Origin of the sequence: Planosporangium thailandense (assembly GCF_011947195.1) — a bacterium.
Classification (GTDB): Bacteria; Actinomycetota; Actinomycetes; order Mycobacteriales; family Micromonosporaceae; genus Planosporangium; species Planosporangium thailandense.
In genome coordinates this window covers 12,361-30,189 of the sequence record NZ_JAATVY010000046.1, presented here as the reverse complement: position 1 = coordinate 30,189, position 17,829 = coordinate 12,361, and the positions used below count along the sequence as shown (strand labels likewise).

The window sequence follows — 17,829 nt, the reverse complement described above, 5'->3', positions numbered from 1 at the left end:
GGAGAATCAGTCCTGTTTTTTTTTTCCAAAAGGGAGCCGGCATCCAGAGTCCGAATTGGTCATAGGAGTTCAGAGGTGTGCTTTCCCGACCTCCCCCGGCCCCCCGCCCCGCCACGCCGCACCGGCGGCCCGCCAGCTAGGCCGCACCGACCGGATCGCGAGCCTCGCGCTTTTTATCCGCTTTTTCGGTACCGTTCTCCGCCGCCTCGCCGGCGGTGTCGGGTTCACGCTGCGTCACGATGTGCGTGACCTTGGCGACCAGCCCGGTGGGGACCGCACTGATGGAGTCGACCCGGGCCGCGCCGACCCGACCACCGGGGACGGGCGCGACACCGGGCTCCGACTCGCGCGTGCCGCCCGCGGCCTCCTGCTCGCGCGAATCCCCCGCGGCCTCCGGAGCGCCGGGCTCACCGGCGGCCTCCGAAGCGCCGAGCTCAACGGCGGCCTCCGGAGCACGTTGGACATCCACGGGCGCGAGCGTCGACGTGACCTTCTGCTCCAGTTGGCCGGCCACGCTGACCAGGCCGCCGCCGGCGACGACGACCTGGCGGGCGTTCTCGACCGTCGGGCACGGGAAGTGCCGCCCGCACTGCCCGCACCGGGGCGAGGCCCCGGCCGCGGCCTCCGCCACGTGCGTGGCCAACAGGTCGAGCGCGGCTCGCACCACCGCGCTGTCCGGCTTGAAGAGGTGACGCCCGTCCACCCGGTTCACCTGCCGCGCGCCCGCTGCCCCCGACACCTGCATCACATCCACGTGTTTCCCCCCTTGTCCGACGGTCGCGCGTTCCTCGAGACACGACCCGGAGGCGACGGTCCCCCGATCTATCGCGATCAAACCGGCTGGTAGATCACGAATGGATGACAGTTGACCTTCCGGCGGGCGCGCCGCCATGCCGACGGCGACCCGTGCGAATGGGCAGGGCGGTTGTACGAGAAAGTCCCCGTTGTCCAAGCAATCGGTAAGAGTTTTGCGCTGACGGTTGCGGAGCGACCCGGACTGCGGCATGGTGACTGATGCCGCTGAATGACGTGACTACGAGTCATGTCGAACGAAGAAGCATGTCGAGCCATGAGTCATGTCGATCGGTCCAGGGGAGCGCGGCGACACAAGCCAAGGGCGCGACGGGCGGATGAGCACGGCCCGTTCGCACCCCGTGCCGGGCAGGGACGACCGGAAGGAGCGACGGCGGTGAGGTACACGCTACATTGGGGCCCCGACAACGCCCGAAGGATCACAACCGTCGCCGAGCTCGAGGGTCTACTGTCATTCCTCGCGACCGTCCGTGGCCGCGACGGCGCGCCGTACGGTGTCGACCTGCTGCCGGCCGGCGCGACCGGCGGCGGCCTCCAGCTCGGGATCGGCCACCCGCACCGCGCCTTCGTCGTGTGGCTGGACGCCGTCGGCGGCGTCGGCCCGGGCGCCGGCGGCAGCTACGGCATCGACGACGACCTCGAGGCCTGGCCCGAACCGATCGGCTTCGACTGCGGCGCGGAAGTCGTCGACTTCAAACCCGCGTGGACCCGGGTCACTCCCCGGCAGGCGCTGGAGGCCGCCCGGGAGTACATGATGACCGGAGCGCGGCCGACGATCCTGCGGTTCGACCCGAACGCCTGATCCGCACCACGTATAGCGAACGTGGCCGGCGCGGCCGCCCGCCCTCGCGGGTCGCCACGCCGGCGACGTCTTCGACGTTGTCAGTACCGGAACGAACCGACCAGCTGCTGCAGCTCCGTGGCCATCCCGGCGAGGTCCGCGGCGGCCCGCTGGGTGGCGTTCGCGTCGCCGCTCGTCGACGAGGCCGTACCCGCCACTCCGGCGATGTTGTCGGCGATGTGCTGCGAACCGCTTGCCAGCTCACTGACGCTACGGTTGATCTCGCTGGTCGTCGCGGACTGCTCCTCGACCGCGGTGGCGATGGTCTGCTGGATCTCCGAGATCCGGTTGACCACCTCGATGATCTGGTTGATCGTCACGCCGGCGCGCTCGGTGGTCACCTGGATGGCGTCGATCTTGCCGATGATGTCCTCGGACGCGCGCGCGGTCTCCTGCGCCAGATCCTTGACCTCGTTGGCCACCACGGCGAACCCCTTGCCGGCGTCGCCGGCGCGGGCGGCCTCGATCGTCGCGTTGAGGGCCAGCAGGTTGGTCTGTTCGGCGATCGAGGTGATGGTCTTGACGATCTGCCCGATCTCGGCGCTCGCGGCGCTCAGTTCGCCGACGGCGGCCTTGGTCGCCTCGGTGCTCGTCACCGCGTCGGCGGCGACGGCCACGGCCGACGCCGTGCTGCGGGCGATCTCCTCGATCGACACCGTCATCTCTTCGGCCGCCGACGCCACCGTGGCGACCTTGCCCGACACCTGCTCCGCAGCGCCCGCGGCGGCCCCGGCCTGGTCGCTGGTCGTAGTGGCCTGCGCGTCCATCCGCTCGGAGACCGTGGTCAGCTGCTGGGACGCGGTCGTCAGCCCGGTCGCCCGCTCGGCGACGCCGGTCAGCGCCTCCCGGATCGACCCGCTGGCCTCGTTGAACGCCCGCGCCATCTCGGCCATCTCGTCGGCACCCGCGTCGTCCAGGGACGTGGACAGGTCACGGCTGGCTAGCGCCCGCAGGCCCTCGACGACCGTGCGGGCCGGGCCGACGACGCTGCCGGTGATGGCGAGGGCGCCGGCCAGCGCGACGCCGAGCGCGACCAGGAAGACGACGATCATGAGGACGCGCGACTCCGTCTGCAGGGCATTCGCCCGCGCCTGCGCCGCGTCGCTGCGCTTGGCCACCGAGTCGCTCAGCTTGATGGTGGCGTCCAGCGCCTTGAAGTACATGTTGTAGGCGTCGCCGACGATGAAGTCGTTCGCCTGCTTGATGCTGGCCGGCGTGTTCTGCCGGAACAGCTGGACGACCTCCTTGTCGGCGTCCAGGTAGCCCAGGAGGTTCTCCTTGATCGTCGCGTATAGCGCGGCTTCCGACTTGGTCAGGTCGGCCACCGGTACGGCGGCCACCTCCTTGTTGAGGTTGCTGGCCGAGTCGAGGAAGCCCTTGCGGTTGGGCGACTGGTCGTCGGTGGCCGCGATCCCGCCGAGCGAAGTCACGTCCCAGGCGTACGCCGTCTGCCAGCCGCTCACGTCGGCGTCGCGGAACTTCAGCTCCATCACGGCGCGGTTGAGGACCGCGAGCCGGGCGACGGTCTTCGTCGCCTGATCCTGCTGCTGACTCTGGTAGATGCTGAGCCCGGTGAGACCGGCCATCAGGACGACCAGCGCTCCGAAGGAACCCAGAAGCCGGGCGCGCAGACGGAACCGGCGCAGGATGCGGACCATGAACGGACTCCCTCCGAGACTTGCACGTTGCGTATGCATGAATCGGCCGGGACACGACGGAAATAACAGCTTTTTGAAATGATCCAGGGTCGGTTGCCGGCGGAAAGTCGCCGGCAACCGACCCTGGCGATGGCGCAATTACCTGAGCCTCGTACCTGAGCCTCGCGCCGATCGGGAGCCTCAGTGGGACAACCCCGTATTCAGTACCGTTCGGTCAGTACCGTTCGGTCAGTACCGTTTGTTCAGCGCTGCTCGATCGGGACGAATTCGCGCTCACGCTCGCCGGTGTACACCTGGCGGGGGCGGCCGATCTTCGTCTCCGGGTCCTCGATCATCTCGCGCCACTGCGCGATCCAGCCGGGCAGCCGGCCGAGCGCGAACAGCACGGTGAACATCTTCGTCGGGAAGCCCATGGCCTTGTAGATCAGGCCGGTGTAGAAATCGACGTTCGGGTAGAGCTTGCGCGAGACGAAGTAGTCGTCGGCCAGCGCGATCTCCTCCAGGCGCATCGCGATGTCGAGCAGCGGGTCGGGCTTGTCCATCCGCCCGAGCACGTCCTGCGCCGCCTTCTTCACGATCGCCGCCCGCGGGTCGTAGTTCTTGTAGACCCGGTGGCCGAAGCCCATCAGCTTGATGCCGCCCTCACGGTTCTTCACCTTGCGCACGAACGTTTCCACGTCGTCGCCGCTGGCGTGGATAGCCTCCAGCATCTCCAGCACCGACTGGTTGGCGCCGCCGTGCAGCGGCCCGAAGAGCGCGTTGACGCCGGCCGAGATGGAGGCGAAGAGGTTGGCCTGGCTGGAGCCGACGAGCCGGACGGTCGAGGTGGAGCAGTTCTGCTCGTGGTCGGCGTGCAGCACGAACAGCATGTCGAGCACGCGGGCGTGGACCGGGTCCACCTCGTAGGGGGTCGCCGGTACGCCGAACGTCATCCGCAGGAAGTTCTCGACGTAGCCCAGGGAGTTGTCCGGGTACAGGAACGGCTGCCCGATCGACTTCTTGTACGCGTAGGAGGCGATCGTCGGTACCTTGGCCAGGAGCCGGACGGTGGACAGATCGACCTGTTCGCGGTCGAACGGGTTGAGGTTGTCCTGGTAGAACGTCGACAGCGCGCTGACGGCCGACGAGAGCACCGGCATCGGGTGCGCGTCGCGCGGGAACCCGTCGAAGAAGCGCCGCATCTCCTCGTGCAGGAGCGTGTGGTTACGGACGCGGTCGGCGAACTCGTCGAGCTGCGCACTCGTGGGCAGCTCGCCGTAGATCAACAGGTACGAGACCTCGAGGAAGGAGACCTTGCCGGCCAGCTGGTCGATCGGGTAGCCCCGGTAGCGCAGAATACCGGCGTCGCCATCGATGAACGTAATCGCGGACTTACACGATGCGGTGTTGACGAAGCCGACGTCGAGCGTCACATGGTCGGTCTCTTTGAGGAGCTTGCTGATGTCGAGCCCCGAGGGCCCTTCGGTGGCCTCATGCGCGGGCAGCGGTAGCTGGCCGTTCGCGTATTCGAGCTTAAATTCCGACATACCTGCTCCTCAACCGCGTCGCATTTTCGCACCCGTTGTGTGGGTGCCGATAAATCCTGCACCTTCCCCAGTCTGCCGCAGCGATCAGCTTCGCGAACTGTTAGGGGGAACACTCAGTTACTCATCGCTACCAGTCAAATGCACCACGTGGCGACATCGGGTGCGTTGCCGTACCCCGCGGGTCACGCGGCGTCGTCACGAGGAGGCGTCGTCACGAGAAGACGTCGTCACGAGGATCAGCGTCCATCCTTTCGGACGGCCATTCGGACCGGATCACCGTAGCGCACGCGGCGGCCGGCACCGCGCCACGGTTTGCCCGCAGTGGGGACGGGGCACGAGGGAGGTGCCCCACGATGTGTGAAGGACGGACATGACCTCACAGCACACCCGCACGGGCGCCGCCGCGCCGACCGCGACAGCCGCGCTCCCCCGTTCGCGTGGCGGCGCCGCAGCGGCCGTCCGGGCCCCGCTCACCGTCGGCGTGGAGGAGGAGTTCCTCATCGTCGACGCCGGCACCGGCGTCCCGACGGCGCGCGCCGACGAGGTCGAGGCAGCGGTCGACGCCGAGCTGCGCGACCAGGTGGGCCGCGAGTTCCACGCCACCCAGTTGGAGGTGGGCACGACCGTCTGCGCCGACCTCGACGAGCTGCGGGCGCAGCTGGGCCGCCTGCGCCGCGCCGGGGTGACGGCGGCAGCCACCGTCGGCTGCCAGCTCCTCGCCGTCGGCACCGCGGTCGTCGAAGGTCCACCCGCCCCGGTGACCGACGATTCCCGGTACGCCCGGATGGCGCGGCGGTTCGGCGCGATCGCCGAGACCTCCGGGCAGTGCGGCTGCCACGTGCACGTCGGCGTCCCGGACAAGGCCCTGGCCCTGGAGGTCTGCAACCATCTGCGGCCCTGGCTGCCGATTCTGCAGGCGATGACCGCGAACTCGCCGTTCTCGGCCGGCCGCGACACCGAACACGCGAGCTGGCGCTCGGTGCTGTGGGCGCGCTGGCCGAGCACCGGGCCCACCCCGTACTTCCGCGACCTCGACGACTACCGGACCACCGTCGAGCGCCTGATCGCCACGGGCGTCATGCTCGACGAGGGGATGATCTACTGGTACGCCCGCCCGTCGGCCCGGTACCCGACCGTCGAGGTTCGCGTCGGCGACGTCTGCGCCACGCCCGCGGACGCCACCCTTGTCGCCGGGCTCGTCCGCGCCCTGGTCGCCACGGTCATCGACGACATCCACGCCGGGCGGCCGGCTTCCCGTGTACCCGACGTCCTGCTGCGGGCCGCGCACTGGCGCGCGGCGGCCGACGGGCTGGAGGGCGAGGCCGTCGACGTGGTCTCCGGGGCCGTGCTCCCCGCCTGGGAGTTGGTCGACCGGCTGGTCGCACGGGTCGAGGCCGCGCTCGACCGCCACGGTGACCTCGACACCGTCACCACCCTGATCGAGACGCTGCGCCGTGCCGGAAGCGGTGCGGCGCGGCAGCGCCGGGCCCGCAGCGAGGGTGGCCTGCGGGAGGTCCTCTCCCTCCTCGCCCGGCAGACCGAGAGCCGGTGACCGGCCGCCGCGGCGTGGTCACCGCGGGGCGGTTAGGCTCTTGCCGAAGTCGATGGCGGAAGGTCGGTGTGATGACGAGCCAGCGGGTGTACTCGGACGAGGAGTGGGGGCTGCTTGTCGGCCTGCCCCAGTCGGTCATGATGGCGGCGATCCTCGCGGAGATCGACAGCGCCAACCGGACCGTCACCGAGAGCAGCGCTGGGCTGGACGCCATCGCCGCCGGCCGTGACTCGGGCAGCACGCTGGTTCGTGACGTCGCCCTGGAGCTGTTCACCAGGCTCGGCGACCCGGAGACCGGCGAGCTGCCCCCGACGCTGGAGCTGGGCTCCCGTGCCATCGACCCGCGCGACGTCCTGGACCGGGCGCGGGCCGCCACCGACCTGCTGGCCGCCAAGGCGGGGCCGGGCGAAGCCGCGGCCTACCGCCACTGGCTGGTCGGCATCGCCGATCAGGTCGTCAACGCGGCCAAGTCGGGCGGCTTCCTCGGTATCGGCGGCTCCTGGGTCAGCGAGTCCGAACGCCGCTTCGTCGACGAGCTCTCCGCCGTCCTCAACGACTGACTTCCCCGGGGCGTCAGCGCTGCCCGACGGGAGTCTTCTGCCTGGCTTCCTGGGTGAGCTTCATGATCAGCTCGTGCGAGCGGATCGCGCGCTGGTTGTCCTCCTGCTTGACCTGCTCGATGAACTGGCGCACGTCCTCGTGCTCGGCCGCGTCCCTGATGTACTGCTCGTACACCTGAGAGCCCTTGAGCGCGTGGTACTCGATCGCCACGAGGTCGTAGAAGATGTTGTCTGCGGGCGTGTGCGCGGTACCCATGACGACTCCTCCAGGGGATGCGAGCCATTGCGTGTGTCACCGCGTACCTAACCGCGCAGGTGCCCGGTAAACCCGCCCGGCGGGCGCATCTACCGGCGGTTGGCGATGCTCTCGCGCAGCACCCCGACCAGCTGGGCGGCCACGAACGGCTTGGACAGGATCGCGTCGCAGCCGGCGGCGAAGGCCGCCGCCTGCTGCTCGGGGAGCACGCCTCCGGTGACCGCGATGATGGCGGGACGCCGGACGCCGGTCCGGCCGGCGAAGTCGTCGAGCAGCGCGAGCCCGCTGCCGTCGGGAAGCTGGACGTCGAGCAGGACCGCGTCGACCTCCTCGTGGGCCAGCACCGCCCGCGCCTGCGTGAGGTTGTGCGCCTCGACGAGATGGGCGCCGCGTACCGCCGGGTCCGAGGCGCGGGTGAGGATCGCGCGTACGAGGGCGCGGTTGAGTTCGTTGTCCTCGACGAGGAGGATGCGCGGCGGTGAGCCGGTCACCGGGTGACCTCCGATCCGGTATTGCCCTTCGATCCGGTATTGCCCTTCGACTGCACGCTCGGGCGAGGCAGCCTGGTCATCCACTGGTGGAGCGCTTTGATCAAAGCCTCACTCTTCGGAAGAATGCCCAGCGCTTTCGTGGCCTGCAACCGACTGCGGTCGGCATCACTCAGATCTGGGCCGGTGACTACCAGTAATGGGATCCTGCTAGTCACGGGATCCTCGTCGAGCGCGCTCATGAGGCTGACACCGTCGAGGTCCGGCATCCTGAGGTCGCTGATGATCAGATCGAACCGACGGCTGCGCGCCAGCCGCACCGCCTCCGTACCGGTGCTGGCCGTGGCGACCTCGAACCGCTGCTCGCGCAGCGCCGCGGCGAGCATCTCCAGGGTCGCCGGATCGTCATCGACGGCGAGGACGTGCATCGGACCGGGAGCGCTGTCCGCCCGGCGCAGGAACTCCGCGACGCTGGCCAGCAGCCGGCCCCGGTCGATCGGCTTGACGAAGAAGTCGGCCGCACCGAGCGAGAGTCCGACGTCCCGCTCGTCGACGACGCTGGCGACGAAGACGGGAACGTCGGACAGCCGCGGGTCCTGTTTGAACTCACGGAGCACGTCCCAGCCGTCGATGCCGGGCAGCAGCACGTCGAGGATCACGACGTCGGGCGCTTCCCGGCGCGCCTCGGCCAGGCCGTCCTCGCCGGTGTTGGCTATCCGGACCCGGTAGCCGGCATTCTCCAGGTACGTGCGCAGCAGGCGGGCCGAGCCGGGGTCGTCCTCGATGAGCAGGACGCCGGGCCCGCCGCTCGCCGGCGACTGACCCGTCGGCGCCGCCGCACCGCTCGCCGCCGCACCGCTCGCCGCCTCGGCCGGGCGCGGTTCGGCCGGGCGCGGGTCGGCCGTACGCGGTTCGGCACCGCCCGCGAGGGTGTCCGGCAGGCACACCGTGAACCGCGAGCCGGCCCCGGGCGTGGAGTCCACCTCGATCCGGCCACCGTGCGCCTCGACGAGCCGCTTGGTGAGCGCGAGCCCCAGGCCGGTACCCGCGTGGTGCATGAACGCGTCGCCGACCTGCTGGAACTCCTCGAAGATCCGTCCGAGGTCCGCGGCATCGATGCCGACGCCCGTGTCCGTCACGGCCAGGGTCACCTCGCCACCGTCGCGGGAGACCTCGACGCTGATCCGCCCGCCCTCCGGCGTGAACTTGATCGCGTTGGACAGCAGGTTGTCCAGCACCTGCCGCAGCCGGATCGGGTCGCCCCAGACGGCAACGGCGGGCACGTCGGTACGCAGCTCGAGACTCTTGCGCTCCATCAGCGGCCGCAGGGCGCTGACCGCCCCCTCGACCAGATCCGAGACCTCCACCCGGTCGGGATGCAGCTCCAGCCGCCCCGCCTCGATCTTGGTCAGGTCCAGGATGTCGTTGATGAGGTCGAGCAGGTGCCGGCCGCTCGCGTAGATGTGCTCGATCCACTCCGCCGGCACCACCCGGTTGTCGCCGATGCTCTCCTCACCCCGCATCAGCTCGCTGAAGCCGATGATGGCGTTGAGCGGAGTCCGCAGCTCGTGGCTCATGTTCGCCAGGAAGTCGCTCTTGGCCTGACTGGCGGCGCTGAGCGCGCGCACCGACTGCGAGAGTTCGAGCGCGAGCCGTTCCTGCTCGGCCCGGACCGCACCGCGCTCGGCGATCAACGCGGCCTGCCCGCCCAGCTCGGCCAGCAGCTGGACGTCGTCCTCGGTGAACAGGCCGCGACGCCGGTTGAGCAGCACCAGGGCGCCGGCGCCGGCCAGTGGCGAGCGCAGCGGCGCCGAGGTCACGTACCGCGCGCCCACCTCGTCGGCGCACTCGACGGCGAACGCCGGAAGCCGGCCGGCGTACCGGGCCACGCTGGCCGTCTCGGGCAGGCCCAGCAGGAGGCTGACATCGCCCTCCCCGGCGGTCGTGCGCCGCGCGACCAGGCCCGCCGTGGCCACTGGCCGCTCCCCGCCACTGCCGGGCGGCACGACAAGGACCGCGTCCGCGCCGCTGACCTCGCGTACCGTGCGCGCGTACCGGCTCCAGGTCTTCTGCGGCGCGTCCGCGGCGGGAGCTTCCAGCAGCTGCCGGCTCACCCGGTACGACGCGGTGCCCGACCACATGCGACGGATCCAGTCGGGCGGGCGGAACGCGACGACGTAGCCGAGCGCCGAGATCAGGCACAGCAGGTACCCGGTGGTCTGTGCGGCGTCACGGAGCTCGGCCCGTACCGCGCCGACGCTGGCGAAGAGGATGCCCAGACCGAACAGTGCGGTCGACACCGCCGCCGTGCCGAACCGGGCCCGCGGCGAGCCGGTACGGGCGCCCGCCTCCCGCGCCAGCAGAATGGCGGCGGAGGTCTGGCCCAGCACGAAAATCGCGAGAACCGCCAGCACCTGAGGCAGCGACATTTGGCGGCTGGCCAGCACCGGCACGGCGCTGACGAGGAAACCCACGAACGCCACGGACTGCAGCGCACGCGACCCCGGGCGGACCCGGTGCACCAGCCGGAGGGTGAGGTAGGGCTGCGCGATCAGCAGAATCAGCGCCGTCGTGCGCAGCAGCCGCGGCGGCTCCCCGAGGAACTCGCGGGCCAGGTCCAGGACGAACAGCATGGCGGCGGCCGAGAAGACCGCCATCACGTCGCGCTGCACGGGGTCGCGCCGGCGCAGATACGCCGCCAAGGCCTGCGCGAACACGAGCGCGAACAGCGCCTCGACAAGCATTCTGACCATGTTTACGCCGCCGATCCCCCTCGGTACACCTCGCTAACGAGGGTCGGAGCCGTCGGTGACGACGGCGCGGGAGCCCGTACCGGGTGGCGAGTGGCGGTCCGTACGCTCGACACATGCCTATTCAGGACGTTTACACGGCTGCGGCGGACCGGTACGCGACGATGACGTACCGGCGGACCGGACGCAGCGGACTCGACCTTCCCCTGATCTCCCTCGGTCTGTGGCACAACTTCGGCCACGACCGGCCGTTCGCCACCCAGCAGGCGATCTGCCGGCGCGCCTTCGACCTCGGGATCACGCACTTCGATCTCGCGAACAACTACGGACCGCCGTACGGCGCGGCCGAGGAGAACCTCGGCCGGCTGCTCGCCACCGACTTCCGGCCGTACCGGGACGAGCTGGTCATCTCCACCAAGGCCGGGTGGGACATGTGGCCGGGCCCGTACGGCGACCGCGGCTCACGCAAGTACCTGCTGGCGTCCCTGGACCAGTCGCTGCGGCGGATGGGGCTGGACTACGTGGACATCTTCTACCACCACCGCTTCGACCCGGACACGCCGCTGGAGGAGAGCCTCGGCGCCCTGGACTCGGCCGTACGTGCGGGCAAGGCGCTGTACGTCGGAATCTCGTCCTACTCCCCCGGCAAGACCGAGGAGGCCGTGCGGATCCTGCGCGAGCTGGGCACGCCGCTGCTGATCCACCAGCCGTCCTACTCGATGTTCAACCGGTGGATCGAGGACGGCCTGCTCGACGTGCTCGGCGAGCAGGGCGTCGGTTGCATCGCGTTCTCTCCGCTGGCGCAGGGCCTGCTCACCGACCGGTACCTGAACGGCATCCCCGAGGACTCCCGGGTGCGCACCGGCGGCGCCATGTCGACGGAGATGCTCACCGAGGAGAACCTGAAGAAGGTGCGGGCGCTCAACGAGATCGCCCAGCGACGGGGCCAGTCCCTCGCGCAGCTGGCGATCGCCTGGGCGCTGCGGGACCCGCGCGTGACCTCGGTGCTCCTCGGCGCGAGCAGCGTCGCGCAGCTGGAGGACAACGTCGCCGCGCTCGACAACCTGGAGTTCACAGCCGACGAGCTGGCCGAGATCGACCGGTACGCCACCGAGTCCGGCGTCAACCTCTGGACGGGTCCCATCGCGTACTGACCCCGCTTTTCGTGGATCTTGGACACCTGGCGGTGCCATAGGCCCGCTAGGTGTCCAAGATCGGCGCGGCGGGGCCGGCGGGAGCGGCTAGGGCGGCGCGGATGGGGTCGGCCTTCGCCGCCGCCTCGGCCACCTCCGCGTCCGGGTCACTGCCCCAGGTGATGCCGCCACCGGCCCAGACGTGCACGCGTTCGGCGTCGACGGCGACCGTACGGATGGTCAGCCCGAGATCGATCCCGTCGCGGGTGACCCAGCCGTACGCGCCCATGCTGGGGCCGCGCCCGACCGGTTCGAGCCGGGAGATCACGTCGAGCGCCGCGAGCTTCGGCGCGCCCGTGACCGACCCGCCGGGACACAGCGCGCGCAGGACGTCGGACAGGCGTACCCGGTCGGCGAGCCGGGCGGACACGACCGACTCCGCCTGCCACAGCCCGCACCAGCGACGGATCGCGTACAGCTCGTCCACCAGGACCGAGCCGGTCACCGCGACGTGGGCCAGGTCGTTGCGCTCAAGATCGACTATCATCACGTGCTCGGCGCGCTCTTTGGTCGACGCGAGCAGCTCGCGCCGGCCGGTCTCGGTGGCCGGGCGGGTGCCCTTGATCGGACGGGTGACGATCCTGCCGTTCGCCACCTCGAACAGGGTCTCCGGCGAGGCGCACGCGAGCGCCCAACCCTCGCCGGTCAGCACCCCGCCGTACCGGGCGCCCGGCAGCGCGGCGACGCGCCGCAGCGCCGGCAGCGGGTCACCGGCGTAGTCGGCGCTCTGGTGGCCGACGAGGTTGACCTGGTACACCTCGCCGCGCGAGATCTCCTCGCGGACGCTGCGGACGGCGTCGGCATGGGCCCGCGGGGTCCAGCTCGCCCGCCACGGCCCGAGCCGCCAGGGCGCCCGTGGCACGCCCGAGCCGGGCGCCGCGTCCCCACCCGGCGCGCGCACCACGACCACCACGTCGGGCACGGCAGGCGCCGGGCTGGGCACGCTGGACTTGCCGATCATGTATGCGCCGGCGGCGGCGGACACGAACAGCTCGGCCCGGCACTCCGCGCCGGCGTCGGGGGACGCGAGGTCGGAACCCCTACCGAAGTGGGGCGCGAGCAGTCCGTACCGGTCGAGGAAGTCCTCGATGAGCGCGGCCGGATCCCCGCCGTCGCCCAACCGCCACTCCAGCCGCGCGATCTCCCGCGCGGCCGCTTCGTCCGCCGTCAACATCTCCTGCAAACTGTCACCCTCAGTAACGGTAGTTGATAGGCCAACCAGACAGCCGAGGGTCATCCGAAGGGTCAATATTCGCCACGGGTGCCCGATCTGTGCTCGAAAGTGCGCCCTTTGGGTTGGTAATGTGCGGCACTGTTCATGTGAGGTACCGCACAACCCACTACCCACAGCACTCAGAGTCGGAGACCCCGATGCACTGCCCGCACCAGCCTCATTGCCCCGACGCCGAGGCGGTCGACCACGACGCGGCCCGAATCGTCTCCTCTCACCCCGAGCAGGGCTGGTACCTGCTCTGCAACGGCGTCATCGTGTTCGAGGACACCGGCGAGCTGCTGCCCGACGGCAGCCCGGTCGAGCCGCACCGTGGCCCGGCCCCGCACAACGCCATGGCCGACGCCGCCTGAGCACCGGCCACACTGACGCGAGGATCCGCCGAACAGCACGAGCCCCCCGGCCCGCGACGTTCGGCGGATCCATTGCTTTTCGGGCCGCGACCTCCCCCGGTCGCTGCCCTTCGGCAGCCGCTACCCTTCGGCAGCCGCTGCCCTTCCTCGACCGCTGCCCTTCCTCGACCGCTGCCCTACTCCTCGAACGCCTCCGGCGACGGGCACGCGCACACCAGGTTCCGGTCGCCGTACGCTCCGTCGATCCGGCGCACCGGCGGCCAGTACTTCTCCGACCGGTCGCCCTGGCCCGGGTACGCCGCGAGCGTGCGCGGGTACGGGTGCGCCCACTCGTCGGCGGTCACCATCGACGCGGTGTGCGGGGCGTTGACCAGCGGGTTGTCGTCGGCGGGCCACTCACCGGCGGCGACCTGGTCGATCTCCGCCCGGATCGCGATCATCGCGTCGCAGAAGCGGTCCAGCTCGGCGAGGTCCTCGCTCTCGGTCGGCTCGACCATCAGCGTGCCGGCCACCGGGAAGGACATCGTCGGCGCGTGGAAGCCGTAGTCGATCAGCCGCTTCGCGACGTCGTCGACGGTCACGCCGCTGGTCTTGGTGATCGGCCGCAGGTCCAGGATGCACTCGTGCGCCACGAGCCCGGAGTTGCCGCTGTAGAGCACCGGGTAGTGGTCGCGCAACCGCGCCGCCACGTAGTTGGCCGCCAGCACCGCGGCGCCGGTGGCCCGAGAGAGCCCGTCGGGGCCCATCATCCGCAGGTACGCCCACGAGATGGGCAGGATGCCGGCCGAGCCGTGCGGCGCCGCCGACACCGGCCCGGCCCCCTTGTCCGTGCTGAACGGGTGCCCCGGCAGGAACCGCGAAAGGTGCGACCGGACGGCCACCGGGCCGACGCCCGGTCCGCCGCCACCGTGCGGGATGCAGAACGTCTTGTGCAGGTTGAGGTGGGACACGTCCGCGCCGAACCGGCCGGGCTTGGCGTAGCCGAGCAGCGCGTTGAGGTTGGCGCCGTCGACGTACACCTGGCCGCCGGCGTCGTGTACCTTCGCGCACAGCTGGGCGATGCCCGTCTCGTACACGCCGTGGGTCGACGGGTACGTCACCATGATCGCGGCGAGCCGGTCCCGGTGCTGCTCTATCTTTCGGTCGAGGTCGGCGAGGTCGACGTTGCCGTTCTCGTCGCAGGCCACCACGACGACCCGCATGCCGGCCATCACCGCGCTGGCCGCGTTGGTGCCGTGGGCGCTGGACGGGATCAGGCAGACGTCGCGGTGGTCGTCACCGCGGTCCCGGTGGTACCCGCGGATCGCCAGCAGCCCGGCCAGCTCACCCTGTGATCCCGCGTTGGGCTGCACGCTGACCGCGTCGTACCCGGTGACCTCGGCCAGCCACCGCTCCAGGTCGGCGATGAGCCACCGGTACCCCTCGGCCTGCTCGGCGGGCGCGAACGGGTGCAGGTCGGCGAACTCCGGCCAGGTGATCGGCTCCATCTCGGTGGTCGCGTTGAGCTTCATCGTGCAGGAGCCGAGCGGGATCATGCCCCGGTCGAGGGCGTAGTCCTTGTCCGACAGCCGCCGCAGGTAGCGCAGCATGGCGGTCTCCGAGCGGTGCTCGGAGAACACCGGGTTGGTCAGGTAGTCGCTCGCGCGCGCCGGCCCCTCCGGGCGGGGGTGCGGAAGCTCCCCGACCGGCTCCGACACGCCGAACGCCGCCCACACCGCGCGCAGGTGCTCGTCGGTGGTGGTCTCGTCACAGGAGATCCCGACGTGGTCGGCGTCGACGAGCCGCAGGTTGATCCCGCGCTCCGCGGCGGCCGCGACCACCTGCGCCGCGCGCCCGGACACCTCGGCGAGCACGGTGTCGAAGAACGGCCGCTCATCGGTCGGTACGCCACCCAGCCGCAGGCCGGCTTCGAGCCGGGTCGCCATCGCGTGCGCCCGCTCCGCGATCGCCCGCAGCCCGTCGGGGCCGTGGTAGACGGCGTACATGCTCGCGATCACGGCGAGCAGCACCTGCGCGGTGCAGATGTTGCTCGTCGCCTTCTCCCGTCGGATGTGCTGCTCACGGGTCTGCAGCGCAAGCCGGTACGCGGGGGCGCCGTCGGCGTCGCGGGACACGCCCACCAGCCGCCCCGGCAGCATCCGCTCCAGGCCGGCCCGCACCGACATGTAGCCGGCGTGCGGCCCGCCGAAGCCCATCGGTACGCCGAACCGCTGTGCGCTGCCCACGGCGATGTCGGCGCCGATCGCGCCCGGCTCCCGCAGCACGCACAGGGCGAGCAGGTCGGCCGCGACCGCGACCAGCGCGCCGCGCTCGTGGGCCGCCGCGACGAGCGCGGTGTGGTCGCGCACGACGCCGGAGGCGCCCGGGTACTGCAGGTGCAGGCCGAAGAACTCGTCCGGAAGCTCCTCGCGGTCGAGGTCGACGACGCGCACCTCGATGCCGAGCGGCTCGGCGCGGGTGGCGATGACGGCGATCGTCTGCGGCAGCGCGTCGGCGTCGACGACGTACACATTGCTCTTGGCCTTGCCCGCGCGGCGGGCGAGCGTCATCGCCTCGGCCGCCGCCGTCGCCTCGTCGAGCAGGGACGCGCCGGCGATCGGCAGCCCGGTGAGGTCCGCGACCACGGTCTGGAAGTTGAGCAGCGCCTCCAGCCGGCCCTGGCTGATCTCCGGCTGGTACGGGGTGTAGGCGGTGTACCAGGCGGGGCTCTCCAGCACGTTACGGCGGATCACGGCCGGGGTGTGGGTTCCGTGGTACCCGAGCCCGAGCATGGACACCATCGGCCGGTTGTGCTCGGCAAGGGCACGCAACTGCGCGATCGCCTCCGCCTCGGTGGCGGCGGCGGGGAGGTCGAGAGTCCCGTGCCAGCGGATCGCCGCCGGGATGGCGGCGGTCATGAGCTCGTCGATCGAGGAGTACCCGACCGTGGTGAGCATGCGGCGGTGCTCGTCAGCTGAGGCGCCGATGTGCCGGCGAGCGAACGCTCCGGTGGGCTCGGCCGGAGCCGAGGACTCGCACGACAGTTCCGACTGGGTCATAGCACGCTCCGGGAGGTGGAGGATGGAAATTCTCACGCCTCCCCCTCTGTCATGACCGAAGATCGCTCGGTCCCTCCAGAGGTGCCTGCCTACGCGGTCCTTTTGCCTGAGAGGTTCCGGGGAGGATTTGCCCCTTCGGCGCCATCCGAACATGCGGACGGTCTCTCGCGCGTAAACGTGCCAGCGGCTACAACGCTACCAGCGTCGGGCCCTCGGCCGGAGTACATGCGAGTGCCGCGTCGATCACCATTCCCCGCCGCGGAATTCCCCACCGCGCACGGACGGCGGGTGGTCAGCGGACCGACGGCGGGTGGTCAGCGGACCGACGGCGGGTGGTCAGCCGGCGCGGCGGCGGGCGCGGCGTGCGGCCAGCTCGTCGCCCGCGGCCAGCTCGTCGTCCGCTGCGCCGAGCACCGGCTCGTCATCGGCCGCGGAGACGGCCGGCTCGGCCGGCAGGTGGGACAGGGTGCCCTGGATCTCGTTGAATGCGCCGGCGATGGCGATGCCGAAGACGCCCTGCCCGCCCTGGAGCAGGTCGACGATCTCCTCGGGCGAGCGGCACTCGTAGACCGACGTGCCGTCCGAGATCAGTGTGATGCCGGCCAGGTCGGCGACGCCGCGCGAGCGCAGCGTGTCGATCGCCTTGCGGATGTTCTGGAGCGAGACGCCGGCATCGAGGAGGCGCTTGACGACCTTGAGCACCACGATGTCACGGAACGAGTAGAGCCGCTGCGTGCCCGAGCCGGACGCGTCCCTTACGCTGGGCACCACCAGACCGGTGCGGGCCCAGTAGTCGAGCTGGCGATAGCTGATGCCGGCCGCGTGGCACGCGGTTACTCCGCGGTAGCCCACGGTATCCTCGGCATCCTCATGGCTAGGGTCGGGTGGCTGACTCATACGACACCTCCCGCGTCGATGTCATCACCCTATAGCGCAAATCAGCGCTCCACGGGGATGTTTTTCGCGACACGCCGTAACCAACTGCGGACAGCACCGGCGCGGCGAGCTGTGTCGACGTCGCGTCAGCCGGCGAAATCCTCCGGGCTGACCTGCTCCAGGAACTCCCGGAACTTCTCGACCTCGTCCTCCTGCTCGTCCGGGATGACGATCGCAGCCTCGGTGAGGACCTGGTCGGCGCAGCGGATCGGAGCGCCCACGCGCAGCGCCAGGGCGATCGAGTCGCTCGGGCGCGCCGACACCCGCACCCCGTCACCGATCACCAACTCGGCGTAGAAGATGTTGTCGCGCATCTCGACGATCTCCACGGCGTGCAGCGGCGCCTTCAGCGCCGTGAGCACATCCCGCAGGAGGTCATGGGTAAGCGGTCGGGCAGGTTTGACGCCCTGCTGCTCGTAGGCGATAGCGGTCGCCTCTACCGCACCGATCCAGATCGGCAGGTAACGGTCGCCTTCCACCTCTTTGAGCAGCACGATCGGTTGGTTGGTGGGAAGTTCCACCCGAACACCGACCACGCTCAGCTCACGCACCGCCGCCTCCGTGTCGCTTCGTCCCTCTACCTGCACGGTACACGGCGTATCGGACCAACGGGACGGGCGTACCGACCGATACC

Annotated in this window: 15 protein-coding genes and 1 riboswitch; of the genes, 5 read left to right on the top strand and 10 right to left on the bottom strand. The window is 70.5% G+C overall.

The genetic code is table 11. The features are described 5' to 3' along the window. Window positions 1-136 precede the first annotated feature (136 nt). Window positions 137-754 (bottom strand): hypothetical protein, encoded by a 618-nt coding sequence (locus tag HC031_RS31165; protein ID WP_167929044.1) that lies wholly within the window; start codon window positions 752-754, stop codon window positions 137-139. A 435-nt stretch (window positions 755-1,189) separates the two neighbouring features. On the opposite strand from HC031_RS31165, the gene HC031_RS31160 reads away from it, so the two are divergent. Then, window positions 1,190-1,615, top strand: a complete 426-nt coding sequence (locus tag HC031_RS31160; protein WP_167929043.1) for an Imm1 family immunity protein — start codon at window positions 1,190-1,192, stop codon at window positions 1,613-1,615. 80 nt (window positions 1,616-1,695) lie between these two features. Here HC031_RS31160 and HC031_RS31155 read toward each other — a convergent pair whose 3' ends face one another. Both HC031_RS31155 and HC031_RS31150 read right to left on the bottom strand, forming a co-directional pair. Continuing rightward, complete coding sequence (locus HC031_RS31155; RefSeq protein WP_167929042.1) at window positions 1,696-3,312, bottom strand: methyl-accepting chemotaxis protein; 1,617 nt, start codon at window positions 3,310-3,312, stop codon at window positions 1,696-1,698. A 242-nt stretch (window positions 3,313-3,554) separates the two neighbouring features. Further along, window positions 3,555-4,838, bottom strand: a complete 1,284-nt coding sequence (locus HC031_RS31150; RefSeq protein ID WP_167929041.1) for a citrate synthase — start codon at window positions 4,836-4,838, stop codon at window positions 3,555-3,557. 370 nt (window positions 4,839-5,208) lie between these two features. On the opposite strand from HC031_RS31150, the gene HC031_RS31145 reads away from it, so the two are divergent. Next, window positions 5,209-6,390, top strand: a complete 1,182-nt coding sequence (locus HC031_RS31145) for a carboxylate-amine ligase (protein ID WP_167929040.1) — start codon at window positions 5,209-5,211, stop codon at window positions 6,388-6,390. A 71-nt stretch (window positions 6,391-6,461) separates the two neighbouring features. Next, entirely contained in the window at window positions 6,462-6,950 is a 489-nt protein-coding gene (locus tag HC031_RS31140) for a hypothetical protein (RefSeq protein ID WP_167929039.1), read from the top strand. Between the two features lie 13 nt (window positions 6,951-6,963). Here HC031_RS31140 and HC031_RS31135 read toward each other — a convergent pair whose 3' ends face one another. The 3 genes from HC031_RS31135 to HC031_RS31125 form a co-directional block, all read right to left on the bottom strand. Continuing rightward, window positions 6,964-7,206, bottom strand: a complete 243-nt coding sequence (locus HC031_RS31135) for a hypothetical protein (protein ID WP_167929038.1) — start codon at window positions 7,204-7,206, stop codon at window positions 6,964-6,966. Window positions 7,207-7,295: 89 nt separating this feature from the next. After that, a complete protein-coding gene (locus tag HC031_RS31130; protein WP_167929037.1) occupies window positions 7,296-7,697 on the bottom strand; it encodes a response regulator in 402 nt (133 codons plus the stop codon). Then, window positions 7,694-10,447 (bottom strand): response regulator, encoded by a 2,754-nt coding sequence (locus tag HC031_RS31125; RefSeq protein WP_167929036.1) that lies wholly within the window; start codon window positions 10,445-10,447, stop codon window positions 7,694-7,696. Before HC031_RS31125 ends, HC031_RS31130 begins: the two co-directional genes overlap by 4 nt. 113 nt (window positions 10,448-10,560) lie before the next feature. On the opposite strand from HC031_RS31125, the gene mgrA reads away from it, so the two are divergent. Next, window positions 10,561-11,598, top strand: a complete 1,038-nt coding sequence (gene mgrA, locus HC031_RS31120; RefSeq protein ID WP_167929035.1) for an L-glyceraldehyde 3-phosphate reductase — start codon at window positions 10,561-10,563, stop codon at window positions 11,596-11,598. 46 nt (window positions 11,599-11,644) lie between these two features. On the opposite strand, the gene HC031_RS31115 is transcribed toward mgrA, so the two are convergent. Beyond that, window positions 11,645-12,811, bottom strand: a complete 1,167-nt coding sequence (locus HC031_RS31115) for a chorismate-binding protein (RefSeq protein ID WP_240943262.1) — start codon at window positions 12,809-12,811, stop codon at window positions 11,645-11,647. 197 nt (window positions 12,812-13,008) lie between these two features. Here HC031_RS31115 and HC031_RS31110 point away from each other — a divergent pair, with 197 nt between their 5' ends. Beyond that, a complete protein-coding gene (locus tag HC031_RS31110; RefSeq protein ID WP_167929033.1) occupies window positions 13,009-13,221 on the top strand; it encodes a DUF5999 family protein in 213 nt (70 codons plus the stop codon). A 176-nt stretch (window positions 13,222-13,397) separates the two neighbouring features. On the opposite strand, the gene gcvP is transcribed toward HC031_RS31110, so the two are convergent. The 3 genes from gcvP to HC031_RS31095 form a co-directional block, all read right to left on the bottom strand. Further along, window positions 13,398-16,259 (bottom strand): aminomethyl-transferring glycine dehydrogenase, encoded by a 2,862-nt coding sequence (gene gcvP / locus HC031_RS31105; RefSeq protein WP_167929032.1) that lies wholly within the window; start codon window positions 16,257-16,259, stop codon window positions 13,398-13,400. An 84-nt stretch (window positions 16,260-16,343) separates the two neighbouring features. Continuing rightward, window positions 16,344-16,439: riboswitch (glycine riboswitch) on the bottom strand. 156 nt (window positions 16,440-16,595) lie between these two features. Continuing rightward, entirely contained in the window at window positions 16,596-17,156 is a 561-nt protein-coding gene (locus tag HC031_RS31100) for a MerR family transcriptional regulator (RefSeq protein ID WP_167929031.1), read from the bottom strand. Between the two features lie 125 nt (window positions 17,157-17,281). Beyond that, window positions 17,282-17,746 carry a bifunctional nuclease domain-containing protein gene (locus HC031_RS31095; RefSeq protein ID WP_167929030.1) on the bottom strand — a complete coding sequence of 155 codons (465 nt, stop codon included), beginning with the start codon at window positions 17,744-17,746 and terminating at the stop codon, window positions 17,282-17,284. Window positions 17,747-17,829: the final 83 nt, after the last annotated feature.

Bases quoted from the DNA above. Each gene is read 5' to 3' on its own strand.
- HC031_RS31145 (WP_167929040.1), top strand. From the start codon at position 5,209: ATGACCTCACAGCACACCCGCACGGGCGCCGCCGCGCCGACCGCGACA.
- HC031_RS31155 (WP_167929042.1), bottom strand. From the start codon at position 3,312: ATGGTCCGCATCCTGCGCCGGTTCCGTCTGCGCGCCCGGCTTCTGGGT.
- HC031_RS31135 (WP_167929038.1), bottom strand. From the start codon at position 7,206: ATGGGTACCGCGCACACGCCCGCAGACAACATCTTCTACGACCTCGTG.
- HC031_RS31140 (WP_167929039.1), top strand. From the start codon at position 6,462: ATGACGAGCCAGCGGGTGTACTCGGACGAGGAGTGGGGGCTGCTTGTC.
- HC031_RS31150 (WP_167929041.1), bottom strand. From the start codon at position 4,838: ATGTCGGAATTTAAGCTCGAATACGCGAACGGCCAGCTACCGCTGCCC.
- HC031_RS31125 (WP_167929036.1), bottom strand. From the start codon at position 10,447: ATGGTCAGAATGCTTGTCGAGGCGCTGTTCGCGCTCGTGTTCGCGCAG.
- mgrA (WP_167929035.1), top strand. From the start codon at position 10,561: ATGCCTATTCAGGACGTTTACACGGCTGCGGCGGACCGGTACGCGACG.
- HC031_RS31100 (WP_167929031.1), bottom strand. From the start codon at position 17,156: ATGAGTCAGCCACCCGACCCTAGCCATGAGGATGCCGAGGATACCGTG.
- gcvP (WP_167929032.1), bottom strand. From the start codon at position 16,259: ATGACCCAGTCGGAACTGTCGTGCGAGTCCTCGGCTCCGGCCGAGCCC.
- HC031_RS31115 (WP_240943262.1), bottom strand. From the start codon at position 12,811: ATGTTGACGGCGGACGAAGCGGCCGCGCGGGAGATCGCGCGGCTGGAG.
- HC031_RS31110 (WP_167929033.1), top strand. From the start codon at position 13,009: ATGCACTGCCCGCACCAGCCTCATTGCCCCGACGCCGAGGCGGTCGAC.